This is a genomic window from Desulfovibrio desulfuricans (genome assembly GCF_004801255.1).
GTDB lineage: Bacteria > Desulfobacterota > Desulfovibrionia > Desulfovibrionales > Desulfovibrionaceae > Desulfovibrio > Desulfovibrio desulfuricans_C.
The window spans coordinates 459,868-479,667 of record NZ_CP036295.1; the positions used below are offsets into that span (position 1 = coordinate 459,868).

19 protein-coding genes are annotated in these 19,800 nt (G+C 62.9%); 1 reads left to right on the forward strand and 18 read right to left on the reverse strand.

Annotation, left to right across the window (positions count from 1 at the left end; genetic code table 11):
* Positions 1 to 171 precede the first annotated feature (171 nt).
* The 3 genes from DDIC_RS01810 to mqnB are packed head-to-tail and all read right to left on the reverse strand — an operon-like array spanning position 172 to position 4,909.
* Positions 172 to 3,171, reverse strand: coding sequence for an AIR synthase-related protein (locus DDIC_RS01810; RefSeq protein ID WP_136398870.1), 3,000 nt, complete (start codon positions 3,169 to 3,171; stop codon positions 172 to 174).
* A gap of 27 nt (positions 3,172 to 3,198) precedes the next feature.
* Positions 3,199 to 4,164 (reverse strand): polyprenyl synthetase family protein, encoded by a 966-nt coding sequence (locus DDIC_RS01815; protein WP_136398871.1) that lies wholly within the window; start codon positions 4,162 to 4,164, stop codon positions 3,199 to 3,201.
* Positions 4,165 to 4,171: 7 nt separating this feature from the next.
* The gene (gene mqnB / locus DDIC_RS01820) at positions 4,172 to 4,909 is read right to left on the reverse strand and encodes a futalosine hydrolase (protein WP_136398872.1); all 738 of its coding nucleotides are present in this window, start codon (positions 4,907 to 4,909) and stop codon (positions 4,172 to 4,174) included.
* A gap of 161 nt (positions 4,910 to 5,070) precedes the next feature.
* On the opposite strand from mqnB, the gene DDIC_RS01825 reads away from it, so the two are divergent.
* The gene (locus DDIC_RS01825) at positions 5,071 to 5,268 is read left to right on the forward strand and encodes a DUF2065 domain-containing protein (RefSeq protein WP_136398873.1); all 198 of its coding nucleotides are present in this window, start codon (positions 5,071 to 5,073) and stop codon (positions 5,266 to 5,268) included.
* Between the two features lie 76 nt (positions 5,269 to 5,344).
* Here the strand turns inward: DDIC_RS01825 and DDIC_RS01830 are convergent, their stop codons facing one another.
* The 15 genes from DDIC_RS01830 to alr all read right to left on the reverse strand — a co-directional run bounded on the left by DDIC_RS01830 (position 5,345) and on the right by alr (position 19,698).
* A complete protein-coding gene (locus DDIC_RS01830; RefSeq protein ID WP_282097274.1) occupies positions 5,345 to 6,085 on the reverse strand; it encodes a ubiquinone/menaquinone biosynthesis methyltransferase in 741 nt (246 codons plus the stop codon).
* Between the two features lies 1 nt (position 6,086).
* Positions 6,087 to 6,257, reverse strand: coding sequence for a hypothetical protein (locus tag DDIC_RS13745; protein WP_168732437.1), 171 nt, complete (start codon positions 6,255 to 6,257; stop codon positions 6,087 to 6,089).
* Positions 6,258 to 6,543: 286 nt separating this feature from the next.
* Positions 6,544 to 9,306: a hypothetical protein gene (locus tag DDIC_RS01835; protein ID WP_136398874.1), complete on the reverse strand. Its 2,763-nt coding sequence runs from the start codon at positions 9,304 to 9,306 to the stop codon at positions 6,544 to 6,546.
* Between the two features lie 276 nt (positions 9,307 to 9,582).
* Entirely contained in the window at positions 9,583 to 9,969 is a 387-nt protein-coding gene (locus tag DDIC_RS01840; protein WP_136398875.1) for a cytochrome c3 family protein, read from the reverse strand.
* Between the two features lie 98 nt (positions 9,970 to 10,067).
* Positions 10,068 to 10,847: a precorrin-3B C(17)-methyltransferase gene (cobJ, locus tag DDIC_RS01845; protein WP_136398876.1), complete on the reverse strand. Its 780-nt coding sequence runs from the start codon at positions 10,845 to 10,847 to the stop codon at positions 10,068 to 10,070.
* A complete protein-coding gene (locus DDIC_RS01850) occupies positions 10,844 to 12,082 on the reverse strand; it encodes a cobalt-precorrin 5A hydrolase (RefSeq protein WP_247647515.1) in 1,239 nt (412 codons plus the stop codon). The genes cobJ and DDIC_RS01850 overlap by 4 nt, the downstream gene beginning before the upstream one ends.
* 162 nt (positions 12,083 to 12,244) lie before the next feature.
* Positions 12,245 to 13,516, reverse strand: coding sequence for a glutamate-1-semialdehyde 2,1-aminomutase (hemL, locus tag DDIC_RS01855; protein ID WP_136398878.1), 1,272 nt, complete (start codon positions 13,514 to 13,516; stop codon positions 12,245 to 12,247).
* Positions 13,517 to 13,529: 13 nt separating this feature from the next.
* Positions 13,530 to 14,009, reverse strand: coding sequence for a siroheme decarboxylase subunit beta (gene ahbB, locus DDIC_RS01860; protein ID WP_136398879.1), 480 nt, complete (start codon positions 14,007 to 14,009; stop codon positions 13,530 to 13,532).
* A 120-nt stretch (positions 14,010 to 14,129) separates the two neighbouring features.
* Positions 14,130 to 14,684 carry a hypothetical protein gene (locus DDIC_RS01865; protein WP_136398880.1) on the reverse strand — a complete coding sequence of 185 codons (555 nt, stop codon included), beginning with the start codon at positions 14,682 to 14,684 and terminating at the stop codon, positions 14,130 to 14,132.
* A 443-nt stretch (positions 14,685 to 15,127) separates the two neighbouring features.
* A complete protein-coding gene (locus tag DDIC_RS01870; protein WP_136398881.1) occupies positions 15,128 to 15,394 on the reverse strand; it encodes an RNA recognition motif domain-containing protein in 267 nt (88 codons plus the stop codon).
* A gap of 458 nt (positions 15,395 to 15,852) precedes the next feature.
* Complete coding sequence (gene dnaB / locus DDIC_RS01875; protein ID WP_136398882.1) at positions 15,853 to 17,349, reverse strand: replicative DNA helicase; 1,497 nt, start codon at positions 17,347 to 17,349, stop codon at positions 15,853 to 15,855.
* Between the two features lie 8 nt (positions 17,350 to 17,357).
* Entirely contained in the window at positions 17,358 to 17,867 is a 510-nt protein-coding gene (gene rplI / locus DDIC_RS01880) for a 50S ribosomal protein L9 (RefSeq protein WP_136398883.1), read from the reverse strand.
* A gap of 10 nt (positions 17,868 to 17,877) precedes the next feature.
* The gene (gene rpsR, locus DDIC_RS01885; protein ID WP_136398884.1) at positions 17,878 to 18,141 is read right to left on the reverse strand and encodes a 30S ribosomal protein S18; all 264 of its coding nucleotides are present in this window, start codon (positions 18,139 to 18,141) and stop codon (positions 17,878 to 17,880) included.
* A gap of 1 nt (position 18,142) precedes the next feature.
* Positions 18,143 to 18,451, reverse strand: a complete 309-nt coding sequence (rpsF, locus tag DDIC_RS01890; protein WP_136398885.1) for a 30S ribosomal protein S6 — start codon at positions 18,449 to 18,451, stop codon at positions 18,143 to 18,145.
* A gap of 110 nt (positions 18,452 to 18,561) precedes the next feature.
* A complete protein-coding gene (alr, locus tag DDIC_RS01895) occupies positions 18,562 to 19,698 on the reverse strand; it encodes an alanine racemase (protein WP_247647516.1) in 1,137 nt (378 codons plus the stop codon).
* Positions 19,699 to 19,800 lie beyond the last annotated feature (102 nt).

Here is a 19,800-nt window from a genome sequence, read left to right on the forward strand (position 1 = left end):
CCCGACGCGCAAAATCCATCTTGGCGGCCTGGGGCAAAAAATCAATAAAGAATGGTAAAATCAGGGGCTAAAATGCCGGTGAGGTGCAGCGTCGCTGGCAAAATGCGCAGCAAAAAAAGGCAGGCAGCCTTGCGGCCGCCTGCCCTGACAGTCAGTTGCGGGGGACGGGGGTTACCAGTCCAGCGTCCTTTTAAAGGCGCGGGCCAGGTCTTCCACCGGGGCGTTGACGATCGCGCTGTCGCCGGACTTCATGCTCAGCTGGCCGGTGCCGGTGACCGTGCCGATGCGGGCGCATATCTGCCACTGGCCCAGTGCGTCGAGTATCATGGCCAGGTCGGGCTTGAGGCTGACCACCAGTCGGCTGGCGCTTTCGCTGTACAGCAGTTCGGTCACGTTCATGGCGTCCAGGGCGGGCACTGCGTCGAGGTCAATTTCCGCGCCCAGGCGGCCGCCGATGCACATCTCGGCGATAGCTACGGCCAGACCGCCGTCAGAGCAGTCGTGGCAAGCCGAAAAGGCGCGCTGCCCCATGAGGGCGCTGACCGCGCGGTAGCGCAGCATGGCGTTGAATGCGTCCACATGGGGGACGCGACCGCCCTTGAGGCCCAGCTCGGTGGCGGCTTCGCTGCCCGCCATTTCGCGCCAGGTGCCGCCCAGCACGTAGATGGCGTCGCCGGGCTGCTTGAAGTCAGAGGTCTGGGTGGCAGTGACGTTGCGGATAACACCCATGATGGAGAACAATACCGTGGGCGGAATGGAAATACGCTCGCCGCCGCCGGTGTAGTCGTTTTTCATGGAGTCTTTGCCCGATATGCAGGGCACGCCAAAGGCCAGCGAGAACTGCTGCAGGGCGCGGCAGGCGCGTACCAGCTGGGCCAGTTTGTAACGGCCGTCGGGGTTGGAGGGGCTGACCACCGGGTCGCACCAGCAGAAGTTGTCCACGCCGGCAAGGGCGTCGGGATCCGCGCCCACGGCCACGGCGTTGCGGATGGCTTCGTCCATGGCGTTGGCCATCATCCAGTACGTGTCGTAATCGCTGAACTTGGGGCAAATGCCGTGCGAAATCACAAGGCCTGCGTCCGATTCGAGCAGGGGGCGGATGACGCCCGCGTCTGCCGGGCCGTCGCGCTTGACGCCCACAAGGGGCTTTATCACGCTGCCGCCGCGTACTTCGTGGTCGTACTGGCGGATGATGTATTCCTTGGAGCAGATGTTGAGCGTGCCAAGCATGCGCTGCAAAAAGGCGGTCTGGTCCACTGCCGCCACGTCAACGGCAATGTCGGTGGTCTCCGGGGCCTTCCATTCCGCATCCAGCTCAAGCTGGGGCACGCCGTCGTGCATGAAGTCCATGGGCATGGAGGCAATGACGCGGTCGTGGTAGCGCACCTCAAAGTAGCCGGTAGTGGTGAACTGGCCAAGGGCCGTGGCCTCCACATCCATGCGGGCCGCAAGGGCCATGAATTCGTCGAGCTTTTCCTGGGGCACGGCCAGGGTCATGCGCTCCTGCGCTTCGGAGAGCAGAATTTCCCAGGGGCGCAGGCCGTCGTACTTCAGCGGGGCCTTGGCTATGTCGAGCACGCAGCCGCCCGTGTCTTCGGCCATTTCGCCCACGGAGGAGGAAAGACCGCCAGCGCCGTTGTCGGTGATGGCGTGGTACAGCCCCATGTCGCGGGCGCGCATGATAAAGTCGTACATCTTGCGCTGGGTGATGGGGTCGCCGATCTGCACGGCAGTGGCGGGCGAACCCTCGTGCAGCTCTTCAGAAGAGAAGGTCGCGCCGTGGATGCCGTCCTTGCCGATGCGGCCGCCGGTCATGACGATGTAGTCGCCCTCCTCGGCCTTCTTGAACCAGCCGGGGCGGCCGTGGATTTCGGCGGGGAGAATGCCCACCGTGCCGCAATACACCAGCGGCTTGCCGAGGTAGCGCTCGTCAAAAACAAGTGAACCGTTGACCGTGGGGATGCCCGACTTGTTGCCGCCGTGCTCCACGCCTTCGCGCACGCCTTCCAGCACGCGGCGGGGGTGCAGCAGGCGCGGGGGCAGGTTTTTGTCGTGGAAGGGCGAGGCAAAGCAGAACACGTCCGTATTGCACACGAGCTCCGCGCCCATGCCGGTGCCCATGGGGTCGCGGTTGACGCCCACGATGCCTGTAAGCGCGCCGCCGTAAGGGTCGAGCGCAGAGGGGCTGTTGTGGGTCTCAACCTTGATGCAGGCGTCGTAGCCGTTGATAAAGGCTATAACGCCCGCGTTGTCCTTGAAGACGGACTTGCAGTAGTCGTTTTCACCCATGCGTTCGCGCAGGGTGGCCGTGGCGTCGCGGATGCAGGTTTTGTAGAGGTTGTCCACAACCTCGGTATGGCCCGTGGCGGCGTCGGTATAGTTGATGCGCGAGGCAAAAATTTTGTGCTTGCAGTGCTCCGACCAGGTCTGGGCCAGCACTTCCATTTCCACATCCGTGGGGTCGGCGGGCAGGCCGAGGGTCTTGCGGCGGTCGGCTTCGTCGTGCGCGGTAAACTGCTCGCGGATGCTGTGCAGCTCCTTGAGGTTGAGCGCCCAGGTATTTTCGCGGCTGGCCTTGGTCAGGGACTCGTCGTCCATGGCCGAAAGGGCGATGGTGTCGACGGTTGCGTTGACCTCGCCCGTAACCTTGGCGGCCTGAGCCTCAAAGCCCGGCCTGGCGTCCCATTCCTCACGGCTCTTGATGCGGTAGCGCTGAATGAGCGTGTTGCACAAAAGGTCGCGGGCCAGCATGTCCACCTGCTCGCGGGTCAGGGGCGCTGCCGTGTCGCTGCTGATGCGGTACTGCACCGCAGTGTACACGCGCAGGCTGTCGCGCGGAATGTCCAGCACCATGGCGGCGGTGTCGCGCGCTGTGCGGGCCTCGTTGTCGGTCACGCCGGGGCGAAAGCCCACTTCCACAAACCAGTCTGCCGCAGGGTCGAGCAGGGGCAGTGGTTCGAGCGAGGCCTCCTGCAGAATGGGGTCGTGCCAGATGCTTTCGTCCAGCAGACGGGCCACCTGCGCGGCATCAAGGCCGTCCACCGTAAAAACCTTGATCTGGCGGACGCCGGAAACAGAAATATTCAGCGCCTTGCGCAGGTGCTGGGCCGTCTTGCGGCCCTGGGTATCGTCAAGTCCGGCGCGGGGGCCGGTTTCCACCCTATAGAGCATGGTTTGCATTCCTCTTGGTTTGGCTGCTTACTTTTTTCTGTCGCGCACGTAGTCGGCCATCTGGCGCATAAGCTCGCGTTCGGGCCTGTCAGGCAGAGTTTCCAATGCCTGCCTGGCCGCGTCAAGAAATTCATCGGCCTGACGGCGCACGGCATTGTCATGGCCCGCCTGCCGGATACGCTCGGCAATGTCTGCGGCGTCGGCCTCCGTCATGAGCCCGGCGCAAAAGGCGGCGTCAAAGGCGCTGCGCTCCTCGGCAGTCAGGCTGTCGCGGTACAGGCGCAGGGGCGGCGTAAGCTTGCCCTCGCGCACGTCGCCGCCGGTGGGTTTGCCGGTGACGCTTTCGGGCGCAAAATCAAGGGCGTCGTCCACCATCTGAAAGGCCATGCCGAGATTTTCGCCGTAGGTGGCGGCAGCGGCTACAGAGGCGTCATCGGCCCCAGCAGCGAGAGCGCCCATTTCGCAGGCGGCGCGTATGAGCCAGGCAGTTTTGCCGCGCACCATTTCTTCGTAGTCGGCGCTGGTCGAATCCACGCGCCCCTGGGCCGCGATTTCAAGTATCTCGCCCGCAGCGGTGCGGCTGGTCGCTTCTGAAAAGCAGCGGGTCAGGCGGGTGTCGCCGTGGCTGGCTACCAGAGCGTTGGCCCCGGCCAGCAGGGCGTCGCCCGCAAGGATGACGCTCGAAACATCAAAAAGCGTATGCGCTGCGGGTTTGCCCCTGCGGCTTACGGCATTGTCGAGCACATCGTCGTGCAGCAGTGTGGCGGCGTGCAGCATTTCCAGCGTGATGGCCAGATCCTGTATGCCCTTGCGTTCGTTGCCCATGAGGCGCGACGTAAGCACAGTAAGCAGGGGGCGCAGGCGCTTGCCGCCCGCATCAAAAATATGGCGGGCTACAGGCCGCACCGGTTCCGGCAGGGTATCCACCGCCCGGTCCAGGGCGCGGTTGATGCCGGGCAGTTCAAGAGCCAGGCGTGCTTTCAGTTGGATCATATGCTACTCAGATAAGGTTAAGCGCGGGCAATACCCGCGTGAGCGCTGCCAGCGCACCGGGAAAATCCTTTTCATCATTGGCTCGGGGGCCGACCTTGTTGGAGACGCTGCGCACCCCGACGCACGGTACGCCCTCGCGGGCGCTGGCGTAAGCCACGGCAAAGCCTTCCATATTTTCCAGATCAGCGCCATAGCTGGCCCGCAGGTCGGCCGCTCTGGCAAAGCTGGCGCTGACCCCGGCCACCGTCAGCGATGTGCTGGGCAAAAATACATCGTCCCCATGGCGCGCGCCAAACTGCGCCAAAGCCTCCAGCCCCGCCAGAGGAATGCGGTCGCGCACGGCCGGGCCGTCTGGGGGCTGCCACTGCGGAAAGCCAAAAGCCTGAGCCGTTACCGAACGCCCGTCGTGCAGGCCGTATTCGGGCCAGATTTCTTCCCGCACATGGCACAGGGCCAGCAGGGGGCGCTGCGCCAGATCAAAGGCCCCGGCAAGCCCCGCGTTAAGCACTGCCGTAATGGGCGTACCTTCGGCCTTTGCCCGGCTGAGGGCAATACCCATGGCCAGGGCCGCGTTGACGGGCCCCACCCCGGTGATGCAGCACAGGGCCGCGCACTTGAGGCGCAGGGGCCACAGGGTCATCTCTGGCCAGCTTTTTGGCGCAGAAGCAGAAAAACATTCCGGGGCGAATCCGGGCACAAGGCCCGCCAGTTCCGGACCAGTGGCAGCGCAGAGCAGCAGGCTCACAGGGCTTCGGCCCTCCAGCCGGCGCGGGCTTGCGGCAGCACTGACGCGGTACGTCCTACGGGCCATGTCTGGTCTGGCGTACCCTTGCCAATGTGCGGCGCCGTGCGAGCAGCCATGATTCGTTCCTTTACAAAACAGAGATTTTGCGTCACCAGAAGACCATGAAATTTGACTACGCTCTTTTTTTGCGAGCTCTGGGGCTGGCCATCATTATCGAAGGCCTTTGCTGGACGCTGTTTCCCGGCGGGATGCGTCGAGCCCTGCTGCAATTGCTGCCCCAGCCGGAGAGTCGCCTCAGGGCCATAGGTCTGGTCGCGCTGGCCTTGGGGCTAGCCCTGGTTGCGCTGGCCAGCCGCTAACGCTTTCTATCCTTTTCGCCTTTTTAGCCGCGCCGTCGTTGCCCATGCTGGCGCATGAGGACGGGGGCGCTGTTTTTTAGCGCGCTTTTTCCCCCACATGCAGGCAGACAATGCCCGAGGTGAGCTTTTCGTGCCATGCGCGTTCAAAACCCGCCGTGCGCAGTTCTTTTTCAAGGCTGAGCGCGGAGGGAAACTTGCGGATGGTGTCGGCAAGGTATTCGTACGCGCCTGGGTCTTTTGAAAAAATCTTGCCTACCCTGGGCAGCAGGTGGTTGAGGTAGACGTTGTACAGCCCGCCCCAGATGCGCTCCTGCCCGGAACCGAATTCGAGTATGCAGGCCCTGCCGCCGGGGCGCAGGACGCGCAGCATTTCGGCAAAGGCCGCCTCGCGCGGCAAAATATTGCGTATGCCAAAGGCAATGGTGATGCAGTCGACAGAGGCGTCGGGCAGGGGCAGACGTTTGGCGTCGGCCGCCACAGGCAAGATGCTGCGGGCGTTGGCGTCCTTGAGTTTGCGGCTGCCGCGCACGAGCATGGGCGGGCAGAAATCCATGGCCGGAACAATGGCCGAGGGATACCGGCGGCGGATGGCCAGCGAGACGTCAAGCGTGCCGGCGGCCAGATCAAGCACCCTGCCGGTATCCCCAAGGCGCACGTTTTGCGCCAGCACCTTGCGCCAGTACTGGTCAAGACCAAGACTGAGCATCCTGTTGAGCAGGTCGTAAAACGGCACAATGCGTCCAAACATGCCAGCCACGGCCGCATCGTGCGCGGGCTTGACTGCTGGCTCGGAGGCGGAGTTGCGCGAAGGTTCCACGTTATTTTCCGCCCTTGTCCTGGTCGGCGTCCACGCCGATGGCGGCGCACACGACCCTGTAGACCGAGGGAAACACCTCGGCAAAATTGCTGGGAGAAACCGTGCGCGTTTCAATAAACTTGGCGGTCAGTTCCTTGGCAACCTGCAAGGCTTCCTTGCGATCCTTATCCATGTGAGCCTCAGCTTCCGGCCCGTACGGGCGCGGCAAAAATGAAAACCCGCCCCTTTGGGGAATGGCCTTGACCCACAGCGGGTATTGCCTGGACGGGTTAAGAAACGGAAGCAACAGCCCCCGCCCCTTTTTTTAGTAGTAAGAATCGCAGGGCAGCGCCCGCGAAACCGCGCAACAGCATATGCGTTCCGCCTGTCGTTGGCAAGGTCGACGTGCCTGGCCGCCTGACGCGCAGGGGCTTTCCAGACGGTTGCGGGCTGCGGCAGGGCGCGAAGGGCAGCGCCGTTTACTGGTCTTCGAGCAGACGGCCGATTTCTTCGCGCAGAATGCGTGCGGCCGCAGCAGCTGCCGCACGTTCAACCCTGTCGTTAAAGCGGGGTTCCAGAGCGTCAAGGCGGATTTCGAGCGCGTCTATGCGCGCCGTGGCGCTGCGTGCCGCAGTAATGACGGGCTGCAGCCGCTCGTCGACAATCGCCTGAACGTCGGCGGCATTTGATTGCGGGGCAGGCGCTGCCGCAGGCATGGCGGCCATGGCCTCGGTCACGGCCCTGCCGATACATTCAATGAGCCCCTGATGCAGGGGATGCCCTTCCATAAACATGCCCTCCAGCTCCTGCCGGGGCAGGGCGGCTGCTGCCAGCTCGTGCGATGCTGCTATTTGCGACTCCAGCGCAGTCTCCAGCGCGATGATGCGCTCGCCAGCCTCTTGCAGCGCCCGCTCGCACTGCTCCACACGTTCGGCCAGCTTGCTGGCGGCTTCGGCGGCGTCGGCCGCGCGGCTGGAGGCGTCAAAAGCCTGGGCAAAGGCGTCAAGCGCGTGCGACGAGGCCTCCTTGGCCTGGGCCATGACCGTCTCGAGCGCTTCGGCGGAGGCCGCCGCAAGCGTGGCGTCAAGTACTGCCTGTGATTCCGCTTCGCTGGGGTCGGTCTCGTCCAGGGGGGCGGGCAAAAAGTCCGGCTGTTGCTCCGCCTGTCCGGCATTTTCAGTATCATCCGGCATGTCGTCCTGCGCAAGCATGACGGGCAGCGCTTCTGGCTGCGGCTCGGGCTGGGGGGCAGGCTGCGGCTCGGGCAAAACGTCGGGCATAATGTCCTGCATGATTTCCGGGGACTGCTGGACGGCCACATCCTGAGGGGCGTCGGCAGGCAAGGGTTCGTCCTTTGCTGCTGCCTGCAGGGCGTTAAAGTCTGTGGTCAGCTCGGGAGCCTGCTCCTCCTGAGGCGCGGTTTGCGCCGGGTTTGCCAGCAGCATGTCCGGCTCCGCCTGCTCGGCCACGGGGGCCTGCGCCTGCGCCTGCTCCTCATCCTGAACTGGCTGGGGCTGCTCCATGCCTGCGGGGGGCTGATCGCCGCTTACCGCTGCCAGCAGGCTGTCGAGGTCCACATTGAGGTCGTGCGGCGGCTCAAGCTCTGGAGCAGCAGCGGCCGGGGCCGTCGCTGCAGATTCCGGCTGCGGGGCGGGGGCGGCTGCATCCAGGCCAGCAGCGGCTGAGGCCAGCAGGCTGTCGAGATCGTCGTTGGAATATCCTGCTTCAGGCTGCGCTGACGCGGCAGCGGCAGCTTGGGGCGCGACCTGAGGCTGGGCTTCACCGGGGATGTCCTGCGGTTCTTCGGCTGCTGCGGCCAGCAGGCTGTCGATGTCAAAATCCATATCCGTCTTGGCGGCTGCGGCTGCGGCAGGCATGGGAGCCGGTTGGGGCACAGGCTCAGAAGACGGCTGCGGCGCTGGGGCGGCAACGTCGGGCTGCGGATTCGCATCCGGGGCGTTCTGCGTTTCTTCGGCTGCTGCGGCCAGCAGGCTGTCGATGTCAAAATCCATATTCGTCTTGGCGGCTGCAGCTGCGGCAGGCATGGGAGCCGGTTGGGGTGCAGGCTCAGAAGACGGCTGCGGCGCTGGGGCGGCAACGTCGGGCTGCGGATTCGCATCCGGGGCGTTTTGCGTTTCTTCGGCTGCTGCAGCAAGCAGGCTGTCGATGTCAAAATCCATATTCGTCTTGGCGGCTGCAGATGGGGCAGGTGCTGCGGCAGGCGCTGCGGCCTGAGGGGCCGCCTGGGAGGCCGTTTGCGTAGCGGCAGGCTTTGCGGCTGCAACCTCTGCCTGCGGCGCGGGCGTTGCCTCTGCCGGGGATTCTTCGGCGCTGCTCTGGAGGTCCTCAGCGGCTGCGGCCAGCAAACTGTCGATGTCAAAGTCCGTACCGGTCTTGGCGGCCGGAGCGGCAGCCGGAGCAGGGGCAGACATTGGGGCTGCTGCAGGGGCAGGAGCCGGAGCAGGGGCAGACATTGGGGCTGCTGCAGGGGCAGGAGCCGGAGCGGGGGCAGGCATTGGAGCAGCTGCAGGGGCGGGAGCGGGCGCGGTGGCCGCATCCACCCCGGTGGCCGCTGCGTGCAGCATGCTGTCCAGGGCATCACTGGAAAAAAGGGCGTTGTCTGCCGCTGCCTCGGCTGGGGCGGCTGGGGCGGCGGGGTGAGCCGCGTCAAGCAGATCGTCGATATGGCTTGAGCCGCCAGTGGGCAGGGGGCCAGCCACAGCGGCCAGCAACTCGTCCAGATCCGGCTCGCCATTTCCGGCAGGGGCCTGCCCTGCTGGCGCGTTAAAGTCGTTGAGCAGGGCGTCCACGGCCTGATCGGCGGTTTCCGGCTCGGCCGCTTCCGGCTCGCGCTCAGACGGTTGCGGAGGAATATCGAGAGAATTCAGCAGATTATCCACATCCCCCATGCCCGGCATGTTCAGCTGCTCGTTGGGGTCGATGGGGTGGTCCGTTTGCGTGGAAGGAGCGGAAAAATCGAGCGCAACGTCAGCTGGGTCTTCCTGTCCCTCGCTCTTGACGTCCATCTGGGCGAGCAGGTCGTCAATTTCGGCATCTGCGGGTTTTGAGCCATCGTTGAGACTGCGCAGGTGCTCCTGCAGCTTCTCCTGCTCCACCTCCGCCTCGGCGGCGTTGTGCAGGGGTTGCGCGGACGGGTCGTTTGCCGGAACTTCGCCTTTTTCGATCAGTTCAGTGAGATCGATGATTTGTTCATCAGTTTCAGCGGTGTTCTTGGCAACCATGCGCCACCTCGTGGGTTGTGTGCAGCGGCCAAAGGCCGGAATCGTGCAAAATATATCGTTTCATACTGCAAAAACGACATTTTTTCGTATCAGTTTATGGCAAAAGACGCAAACCCGCCAAAACTGTTTGTGGCGGGGTGCCCCACGACGGCGAGTGCGCGAATAAATCAGCGGCATGGCTGCGCCCGTTTTTTGGGGGGCAGTATGTTGCATCTGCGCGACCGCACAAAAAAAGCCGCCCAAGGGCGGCCTTTTGGCATAAACTGATAAGGGGGCCTACGGATGGCACTTGGACTTGGCGCAGCCCGTGAGGTCCTTCTTGAGGTCGGGCTTTTCTTCCACAACCTTGGAGTGACAGCCGATGCAGTTGTTATGCTTGAGTTCTTTCTTGGTGTGCACAACATAGTACAGGCTCTTTTCGCCCTGCTTGCCGGTAAGGTCGTCGTGGCAACCCGAGCTGCCGCACTTGGCAAGGCTTTCCTTGCCGTCTACCTGGTGGTGACAGGTGACGCATTCTACCTTGGCATGCACCGCGTGGGGAAACATAACGGTCTTTTGGGATCCCTTGAATTCCAGCGGCTTGTCGGGAGCGGCCGGGGCGGCAAAAGCAGCCATAGCCATTGCAAACACCATGACACAGGTAAGAACCAGAATTTTTTTCACGGCAGACCTCCTTGATGTGCGACAGATGAGAACAAATTAGTAGAATTTTACGGCCCTCAGTGCAACGTGTCAATGACTATGCCGAAATGGCATTCCAACTATTTTGATAAGCTGCCGAGACTGGAGCCTTTTTTTTGAGCATACCCCCGTGGGGTCAGCATAAACCTGCCCAGTGCGCGGCTTTGCGTATTGCCGATGATCAGTATGGAGAGCATGTCTACCTGCCCTGCGTCAAACTGGTCGAGCCGGAACACGCAGGCCTGTTCATCGGGGCGAAAGGCTTTGCGCACAAGGCCCACCGGGCAGTGCGGCGCGCGGTATTCGCGGGCTATTTGCAAAGCTTCTTCCAGATGGTGGGGACGGCCCTTGGAACGTGGATTGTAGATGGCGCAGACAAAATCGGCCTCAAGGGCCGCGTGGAGCCTGCGCACGATGGTTTCCCACGGCGTGAGCAGGTCGCTGAGGCTGATGCAGGCAAAATCGTGCATCAGCGGTGCGCCCAGCAGGGCGGCGGCAGCGCATACGGCGGGCACGCCCGGTACGACGCCAAAGGGAACCGTGTCCACAAGGCCGCGCGCCTCGAGCACTTCAAGAGCCAGCCCGGCCAGCGCGTAGATGCCGGGGTCGCCGGAGCAGACCAGCGCCGTGGGCTGTCCTGCAAGCGCCGCGTCAACGGCGGCGGCGCAGCGTTCCTCCTCATGCCGCATGCCCGTGCTGATGCACTGCTTGCCCGCAAGCAGCTCTGGCGGCACCAGCTCCATATACAGGCTGTACCCGGCCACGCAGGAGGCCTGCTCAAGTACCGTGCGGGCCTGGGGGGTGAGGCAGGCGGCGTCGCCAGGGCCAAGACCTACTACATGCAAACTTGCTGGAGTCATTTGCTTATCCTGTCGGCAAGGGCCACTGCCAGGGTCAGCTGGCCTTGCTCTATGGTTTTGGGAAGGAGCAGGCGGGCATGGCCTGCCGGAAAAATCTGGCCTGCTGCCAGCAGGGCCGCAGCCTCGCAGACGCTGAAGGGCGGTTGCCCAAAGCGTTTGCCTGCGGCGGCAGAGGGATTGGGCGTAGCGCAGCGGGCCAGCTCTGCGGCGCGGAATCCCCGCAGGGGCAAGTTCAGCGCGGCGGCCAGGTCCTGCAGGGCTGGCTCCTGCAGTTTTTCGTTGACGGTAGCCAGCGCGGCGAGGGCCAGCGGCTCCAGCCCGTGGCGCGTAAGCAGGTTGCGTACGGCATCCTGCACCAGACTTGCGGGGGCATCCTTGCGGCAGCCCAGTCCCAGCACCAGCCGGGGCACAGCTACACGCAACATTGCGGTGCGCGGCTCAAGCCGTCGCCAGTGCGCGGCCACCATGGGGCCCTCAATTTCCGGCGGTGAGCGTTGCCCGTCCGCGTCCGCATATGGCGGCAGGCGTAGCAGCCCTGGGTGATCCGGCACGGCATGGCAGGGGTCCCAGAGGTGCAGGGGCCTGCCCTCAAGCAGGGCAGCCTGAACGGCGGGCAGGCGGTCCCAGTCCACGGGCATCAGGCCCGCGTCGCGCAGCAGCAAATCCAGCGCCGGGGCGGCAGCCGCTTGCGGCCCGCGCTCTGCGCCGGTCAGGCCCTGATCGGGGCCTGAGTCGCGTTTTGGCGCACCGCTTGGCGCGCAGTCGGATGCAGTGGTGATGACGGCAGTTGCCCCAAGTACTTGGGCCACATGCCGGGCCAGCTCGTTGCCCCCGCCCCAGTGACCGGAAATCAGGCTGATGACGTGCTGCCCGGCGGGGTCAAGCACCAGTACCGGGGCATCAGTGCTTTTGTGGGCGAGCAGCGGCGCCAGGGCCCGCACGGCAATGCCCGTAGCGCCGATAAAGGCATGGGCGGCAAAGCGGGTATAGGTTTGCCCCACCAGCAGGCCGATTTTTTCAAAGGGGTGCGCGTCTGCCGGGCAAAAACGCGCTGGGGCAAACAGCTCAACCGTGCTCAGGGCGACAGGCCCGTTTCGGCCTGCGGGGGGCCGAGCCGCCCCGGGCAGGGCCCACGGGTCGGCGCAGAGGCCTGCGGTCAGGCGGTGCGCCAGGGGCAGCGCAGACTGGCTGAGCGCATAGCAGGCAAGCGCGGGGGTGCGGTGATGGCTGTGCACGGTGCCTCCGGCGGCATGCGGCTGCAGGGGCATGGCGGGGTGTACCTGCGCGTGCCCAGCAGGCCGACAGCCAGCCACGGAAATTACGGCAAAAATAGGGAGCAAGTACCTGACGCCCGCCAGAAGGGGCCTGAACGGCAGACCCCTTCTGGCGGGCAGGGATTAAAAGTTTACCTTGCGGGCGGCGTCCAGAGCCTTGCCGAAGTCGTCCTCGGTATGGACAAAGGAGACCATGCCGGTTTCGTAGCCGGACGGGGCAAGATAGATGCCCTGATTGCGCATCTGCTTGTAAAAAGTGGTGAAGATATTCTGGTCGCACAGCTTGGCGCTGGCGAAGTCGGTCACTTCCTGCTCGCTGAAATAGGGGCAGAACATGGAAGCGATGGTGGGCATCTGAATGGGTACGCCCTTGGCTGCCAGAATGTCGCGCAGCGCCATGGCAAAGGCGTGGGTGCGCTTTTCAAGCGCGGCGTAGTCGGCTTTTTTGAGATAGCTCAGTGTGGCGATGCCTGCGGCCATGGCCAGGGGGTTGCCCGAAAGCGTACCCGCCTGGTACACGCCGCCCCTGGGAGCAATCATTTCCATGAACTTGCGCTTGCCGCCAAAGGCCCCAACAGGCAGACCGCCGCCGATGATCTTGCCAAAGGTTGTGAGGTCGGGGTCGATGCCAAAGCGGGCCTGCGCGCCGCCAAAGGCCGCGCGAAAGCCGGTGATGACCTCGTCAAAAATGAGCAGGCTGCCGTACTGGCTGGTAACGGCGCGCAGACCTTCGAGAAAACCGGGCTTGGGCAGCACCAGCCCCATGTTGGCGGCGATGGGCTCCACAATGATGGCGGCAATGCTCGCGCCGTGCTGCTCAAAGATGGCCTTGACCGCATCCAGGTCGTTGTAGGGCGCAAGCAGGGTGTCGGCCACCACGGCAGCGGGAACGCCGGGCGTGCCGGGGATGGAAAACGTGGCAAGGCCGGAACCGGCGGCGGCAAGGAAGGGGTCGGCGTGGCCGTGGTAGCAGCCCACAAACTTGAGCACCTTGTCCCTGCCGGTGGCGGCGCGGGCCAGCCTCAGGGCGCTCATGGTGGCCTCTGTGCCGGAGTTGACCATGCGCACCATTTCAAGGCTCGGCATGGCGGCGACCACTTCTTCCGCCAGGGTCACCTCTGCGGGGCAGGGTGCGCCGTAGCTTGTGCCGCGCGCCGCAGCCTCGCACACGGCCTTTGTCACCGAAGGTTCGTCGTGCCCCAGAATCATGGGGCCCCAGGAGAGTACAAAGTCGACATACTCGCGACCGTCCACATCGGTGATCCGGCAGCCGTGGCCTTCGGCGATGAACAGGGGCTGGCTGTCCACATTGTGGCAGGCGCGTACGGGGCTGTTGACGCCGCCGGGAATAACGGCGCAGGCTTTTTCAAAAAGCTGCCGAGAGATGGTGTCCATCAAAGGCTCCTTATCAGGCAAAATAGGTCATGGAAATTTTTTTCAGTTCCTTGAGACTGCGCAAAACGGCGTGCTCGCGCAGGGGGGTGTCGCGTTTGAGGTCTTCCACCACGCCCAGACATTCGGCCTCGCTACGCCCATGGATCATGGTGTAGAGTTCGTAAGGCCAGTCGGGCGCGGAGCTTGGACGGTAGTAGACGTGCGAGATATGGTCGTGGCGCGAGGCCTCTGCGCCGCACAGCTCAACCAGATCGGCGTGGACTTTCCAGGCGACCATGGCGTTGTGGGTCCAGCCGGTTTTCTGGTGTTTTATGCTGGCGCCAAAGCGGCGGATGGCCCCCGACTCCTTGAGCGAGCAGAGCAGCTCAAGCACCTGGGCTTCGGTCATGCCCGCCTTTTGGGCGATATCGGCGTAAGGGGTAAGCGAATCGGGCAGGTTGTCCTGCACGATGCGCAGCACAGCCTGTTCTGCTGGGGTAAACTGACGGCTCATGGGGTCTCCGGTAATGCGGGCTGAAACGCCGCGCGGCTGCGGAAGGCAGGGCGCTGCCGCAAGCGCGGCCCCTGGGCCGGGGTTCGAGCCAGGGGCCGTTTCAGCAAAAGCGGATTGCGTCTAGCGCGAAAAAGACCGCTCAAACAGGTTTTGTATGGCTATGCGGCCGTTGTCTTCAAGAAAACGGGTGCCGGTTGCGGCAAAATGCGGGTGCGTAATGAGGGGCTCGTCTGTCTGGGTCCAGTTGGCCTTGTCCCAGAAAAACCAGGCATTCTTGGGCTGGTCAAACACGAGCAGTGGCTTGTTGCAGATTTTGGCAAATTCCGCACCCCAGCCGGTGCCGCCTTTAACTGTGCCATCGGGCTGCACCGCGCCGATAACGATGATCTGCTCGCCGCTGCTGACCTGCCAGCAGATGGACTGCAGCACCTTGCGGAAAAGGGGCGCGCGCGTGTACTCGCGGCTCATGAGCCGCGACACGTAGGTCAGGCTTACGTCCTTGAGGGCCAGTTCTTCAGAAGTGAGCACCCGCACACCGCGCGTGCGTTCGATCTGGTGTCCTTCAAAGCTGTAGTTTACTTCTTCCAGACCCCAGCTCTCGGCCAAAGCGCCAAAGAACTGTTCTGTTCCTGCGGCGCCGCCGCTGTAAAGCACACACTGGTTGGGGGTAAGCATGCTGCCCTCCTCAAAGGATTGTTGCGCCGGACAAGGATATTCGGAGCGAAAAAACCGGCAGAAGCGTCATGACTTCATCATGGCAAAATTTGCAGCAGTCGGCAAGGCGGACCCGTCAATAAAAACTGTGAAAATTCGTTGCCGTTGCGCGCTGTTGCACCGGAGCGCAGCCCGGCAAGCGACTTGCGCGGCAGAGCGACGCCCCTTGCCCGGTTTGCAGAATGCGGCGGCCTGAAGAGGCGGATCAGATGTGGAATGGGAGTGCGCCAGATTGAAGGCCTCCGGCAGGCAGAAAGGGGGGGGCAGGGCAATGCGCGGATTGACCCCGTCGCATTGCCCTTTTGCTCATGAAAAGTCAGGGACACCATACGGTGTCCCTGCAAGATGTGCGCGCAACAAAAAACGCCCCGGTCACGGGGAGTGTCTTTGTCCGTTACAGCTCCCTAGTAGCGGGGCTGGCGCGGGGCTCTGGGTTTGGCTTCGTTCACGCGCAGCGTGCGACCGCCAAAGCTGAAGTTATCCAGGGCTTCAATGGCGGAATCGGCATCGCCGTCTTCCATTTCCACAAAGCCGAAGCCGCGGGCACGGCCGGTATCCCTGTCGCTGACGAGTTTTACAGACAGAACGCTACCGTACTCGGCAAAAAGGTCCTGAACCTGTTCTTCATTGGCAGACCAGGGAAGGTTCCCGACATAGATGGACTTAGACATGAAACACCCTCTCAAAAAAAACAATCTTCCCGCGCTTACGCCCAGTAAAACGTATTACCGGTACGCGGCCCATGAAAATTATGGAAACACGCTTTGAAGGGCTTGTCAACGAATCGCCAAAAAAAAGTTAGTATTGCGTATTTTTTTTGAGGCTGACGGCGAGAACCCTGCAGTCTTATTAGCATAACCGGCAAAATGATTGAATTTTTTTGAGTTGTTGTGCAAATTTTCTCAAAACTTGGTGTTGAGAAAATACGCATGCACGCATGGAACACTGCTGGCATACAATAGGTGCTGCGGCAGGACTTGCAGTATTGCCGTTTGGGTTGTTTGATCAACCAACATTCAAATGGACAGTTATTGCGTAGGAATTTCGTGCAGAGGATGAACTCTGCCATGGGCATGATGCGCATGAGCCGCGCAAAACCGCTGTTGCGGCATTGCACGGCTCGGCAAATCTAGACTCCGCCTTCGGAGGGCGGGGGCATCCAGTCGGGGGCGATGTCTTCAAACGAGGTGTAGGGCGACATGTACATAAGTTCGGCAACGCCAACAGGCCCGTTGCGCTGCTTGCCGATGATGATTTCGGCAACGCCCTGCGGCGGGCGGTCGGCGGGTTTTTGAAACTTGTACACGTCGTCGCGGTAAACAAACATGATGAGGTCGGCGTCCTGCTCGATGGCGCCCGACTCTCGCAGGTCAGAGAGCATGGGGCGCTTGTCGCTGCGTTCTTCGACCTTGCGGTTGAGCTGCGACAGCGCCACTACCGGCACGTTCATTTCTTTGGCAAGGCCCTTGAGCGAACGCGATATGTCCGAAATTTCCAGTTCGCGCGAGTCGGTGCGGCGGCTGGTGCGCATGAGCTGCAGGTAGTCCACAACCACCAGGCCAAGGCCTTTGTCGGCCTTGAGGCGACGGGTGCGGGCGCGCAGCTCGAGCGTGGTGAGGGCTGGGGTGTCGTCAATAAATATGGGCGCGCGGGCCACCACATCGGCGGCGTCGTAAAGCCGCTGCCAGTCTTCGTCGGTCAAAAGCGACGGACGGCGCAGCTTTGAAAGATCAACCTTGCCCCACACGGCAAGCATGCGCTGCATGAGCTGTTCCTTGCTCATTTCGAGCGAAAAAACGGCCACGGGCACGTTTTGGCGCACGGCCGCGTTGAGCGCCATGCACATGGAAAAGGCCGTTTTGCCCATACTGGGGCGGGCCGCCACAATGATGAGGTCAGAGGGCTGCAGGCCCGCGGTCAGCTTGTCCAGGCGGGTATAGCCGGTGGTGACGCCGGTGATGACGTCCTTGGAGTCGGCCAGCTTGGAGAGTTTGTCAAAGACTCTCTCCAGCAGTTCGCGTGTGGGGGTAAAGTCCTTGCCCGACGTGCGCTGCGAAATGGAAAAAACCGCCTGTTCCGACTCGTCCAGCAGTTCGCCAACCTCGCGCGAAGCGTCGTAGCAGTTGACGATAATGCCGGAGCACGCGTTGATCAGGCTGCGCTGCAGGGATTTGTCGCGGACAATGGTGGCGTAGTATTCCGCATTGGCGCCGGATACGACCGCCTGGGCCAGTTCGCCCAGATAGACCGCGCCGCCTGCTTCTTCAAGGGCGTTTTGGCTTTTGAGCTGCTCGGCGGTGGAAATGAGGTCCAGCGGGGCGGATTTGCGGTAAAGCTCGAGAAAGGCCTTGTAGATGGTGGCGTGCGCGGGCAGATAAAAATCTTCGTCCGTGAGCTGGTCCACAATGGAGTGCATGAGCTGGGGGCGCATAAATACGCCGCCAAGCACGGCCTGTTCCGCTTCTACACTATGGGGGGGCACGCGCCGCAGGATGTCGGCTTCGGTTTTTTCGGCGCTATGGGCGTGCGCAGAGCGGGGTTGGCCGTCTTTGTTGCGGCCCTGCCCAAAAGGCGCGCCCCCGGCCGCGTGGCCGGGGGCGGAATTGCTGTCGTTGCGGGAAGCCACGTGGACCCCTACTGGGCGGCCTCGGCTTCTTCAGCGGGAGCCGCAGAAGCGGGCTCTTCTTCAACGGTGGCCTGATGGTCGGAGACCACCTTCACCGGCACAATGGCGATCACGCTGGCGTGCAGACGCACGCGGACGGGGTGTTCGCCAAGGGTACGGATGGGGGCGTCCATAAGAATGCGGCGGCGGTCAACTTCCACGCCAAGGGCGGACAGGGCGTCGCCGATGATGGAGGTCGTGACGGAGCCGTAAAGCTTGTCGTTGTCGCCCACGTGCATGGGAATGACGACATTCAGGGCTTCCAGGCGAGCCTGCATGCCCTGGGCTTCAGAGCGCAGGGCGTCCATGCGGGCCTGAAGCTTTTTGCGTTCCTGTTCAAAGGCTTTGAGGTTGGCAGGCGAAGCCACCATGGCCAGACCCTGCGGAAGCAGGAAATTGCGGCCATAACCGGGCTTCACTTCAACCACATCGCCAAGGATGCCGAGATTTTCAACGTCGGCGCGAAGTATCAGTTTCATGTGCGCCTCCTTAAATGGTGCTCTTTTTCTTGACGCCAGAATCGTGCGTCGCGGTGTAGATGAGCAGGGCCATCTGGCGGGCGCGCTTGATTTCGCGGGTCAGCAGGCGCTGGTGGTGTGCGCAGGTGCCGGTGATGCGGCGGGCAATGATCTTGCCGCGCTCGGTGACGAAGTCGCGCAGGATGTCGGCACGCTTGTAATCCAGGGGCAGGTCCTTGTCGGCGCAGAAGCGGCAAAACTTGCGGCGCGGAGCAAATTTTTTCTTAAAAGCCATGTTAGGCAACCTCCCCGGCCACTTCGTCGGCCAGCTTGACGGTCACGAACTTGAAGATGCCGTCGGTTATGCGCACGTTGCGTTCCAGCTCGGCGATAAGCTCAGCCGGAGCCTGGTACACCAGGCGCACATAAAAGCCGCGCATCAGTTTGCGCACCGGGTAGGCGAGATCGCGCATGCCCCAATTGTCCACTTCCACCATGACGCCCTTTTCACGCTCGATGATCGCGGTAAGGACAGAGATGATGCCCTCGCGATTTTCGGCGGAAAGCTCCGGGGAAAGGAGCAGTAGGGTTTCAAATTTCCGCATCGGTTTTCTCCTTTTGGATTGGCAGCCCACGCCACACAGGGCGCGAGCAAGGAACGAGTCTTATACGTCCGGCAAATGGGCCTGTCAAGCCAAAATTTGGCGCAGGCCGGTTAGCCGTAGACGCGAGGGTTCATCCCCCCGAAAAGACACAGCACTTCGTATGATATGGTTCCCAGCGCGTCGGCCATATCCTGCGGGGTGACCGGGGTCTGGCCGGGGTCTGCCGGGCCGCCCACAAGCCATGCCGTGTCGCCCACGCGCACCTGTGGGATATTGGTCACGTCGGCCATGATCATGCCCATGCACACCCGGCCCACCTGCGGGACGCGGCGGCCATTGACAAGCATGGCCGTGCGGGTGGAGAGCGCGCGGTTGAAGGCAGTGGCGTAGCCTATGGCCACCACCGCTACCACCGAGGGCTTTTGCGCGGTAAACAGACGGCCGTACGACACGCTCTGCCCTTCGGCGAGCTGCCGCACTTCAATGACAGGCGCGCTGACGCTCATGGCCCACTCAAGGCCCAGCTTTGCGCCCTTGTCCTCCCAGGTTGTCCCTGTAAATGGGTTGCCGCCGTAAAGCGAGATGCCGGGGCGGCATACTTCGAAGTGCGCTTCGGGCCTGCCGATGGTGCCCGCCGTGTTGCACAGCGAGCGCTCAATCTCGGGAAAAACCTCGCGCAGCGCGTCGGACATGGCGGTAAAGCGGCGCACCTGTTCCTGCGTATAGGCCTCCTGCTCGGGCATGTCGGCGCAGGAAAAATGCGAGATGACCATGGCTGGCTCTATGCCCTGGATGCTGCGCAGGCGGTCGATGACCTGCGGCAGTTCTTTTTGCGAAAACCCAAGGCGGCCCATGCCTGTTTCGCACTTGATGGCCACGCGCAGCGTACGTCCTGCATGGCAGTGGGCCGCCGCGCGTTCGAGCTGGTCAAAGTTGCCCACCACCGGGGTCAACCCCTGCATGACGGCTCCCTGCCAGTCCACATCGGTAAGCGCCCCCAGCAGCGGCACAATGGTTTGCCGCAACCCTGCGTCGCGCAGGGCCATGGCTTCGGAAACCGTGCCCACGGCAAAGCGCCGCGCACCGGCATCGGACAGCACGCGGGCCACCGGCACAAGGCCGTGGCCGTAAGCGTCGGACTTGATAACCGGCATAAGCGCATGGGCCTCGCCCATGCGGCCAAAATTGCGGCGGATGGCGCCAAGATCAATGTGGCACAGCGAAGGTGAAAAGGTGCAATCGCTCACAGGGAATTCCCTCATTTGAACTTTGCTGAAGGACGCTCAGCGCGGCTGACCGCGCGCCGCTCATGGCGGCAACGGGGGGCCGCCCGTCCATTGCGCTCCCCC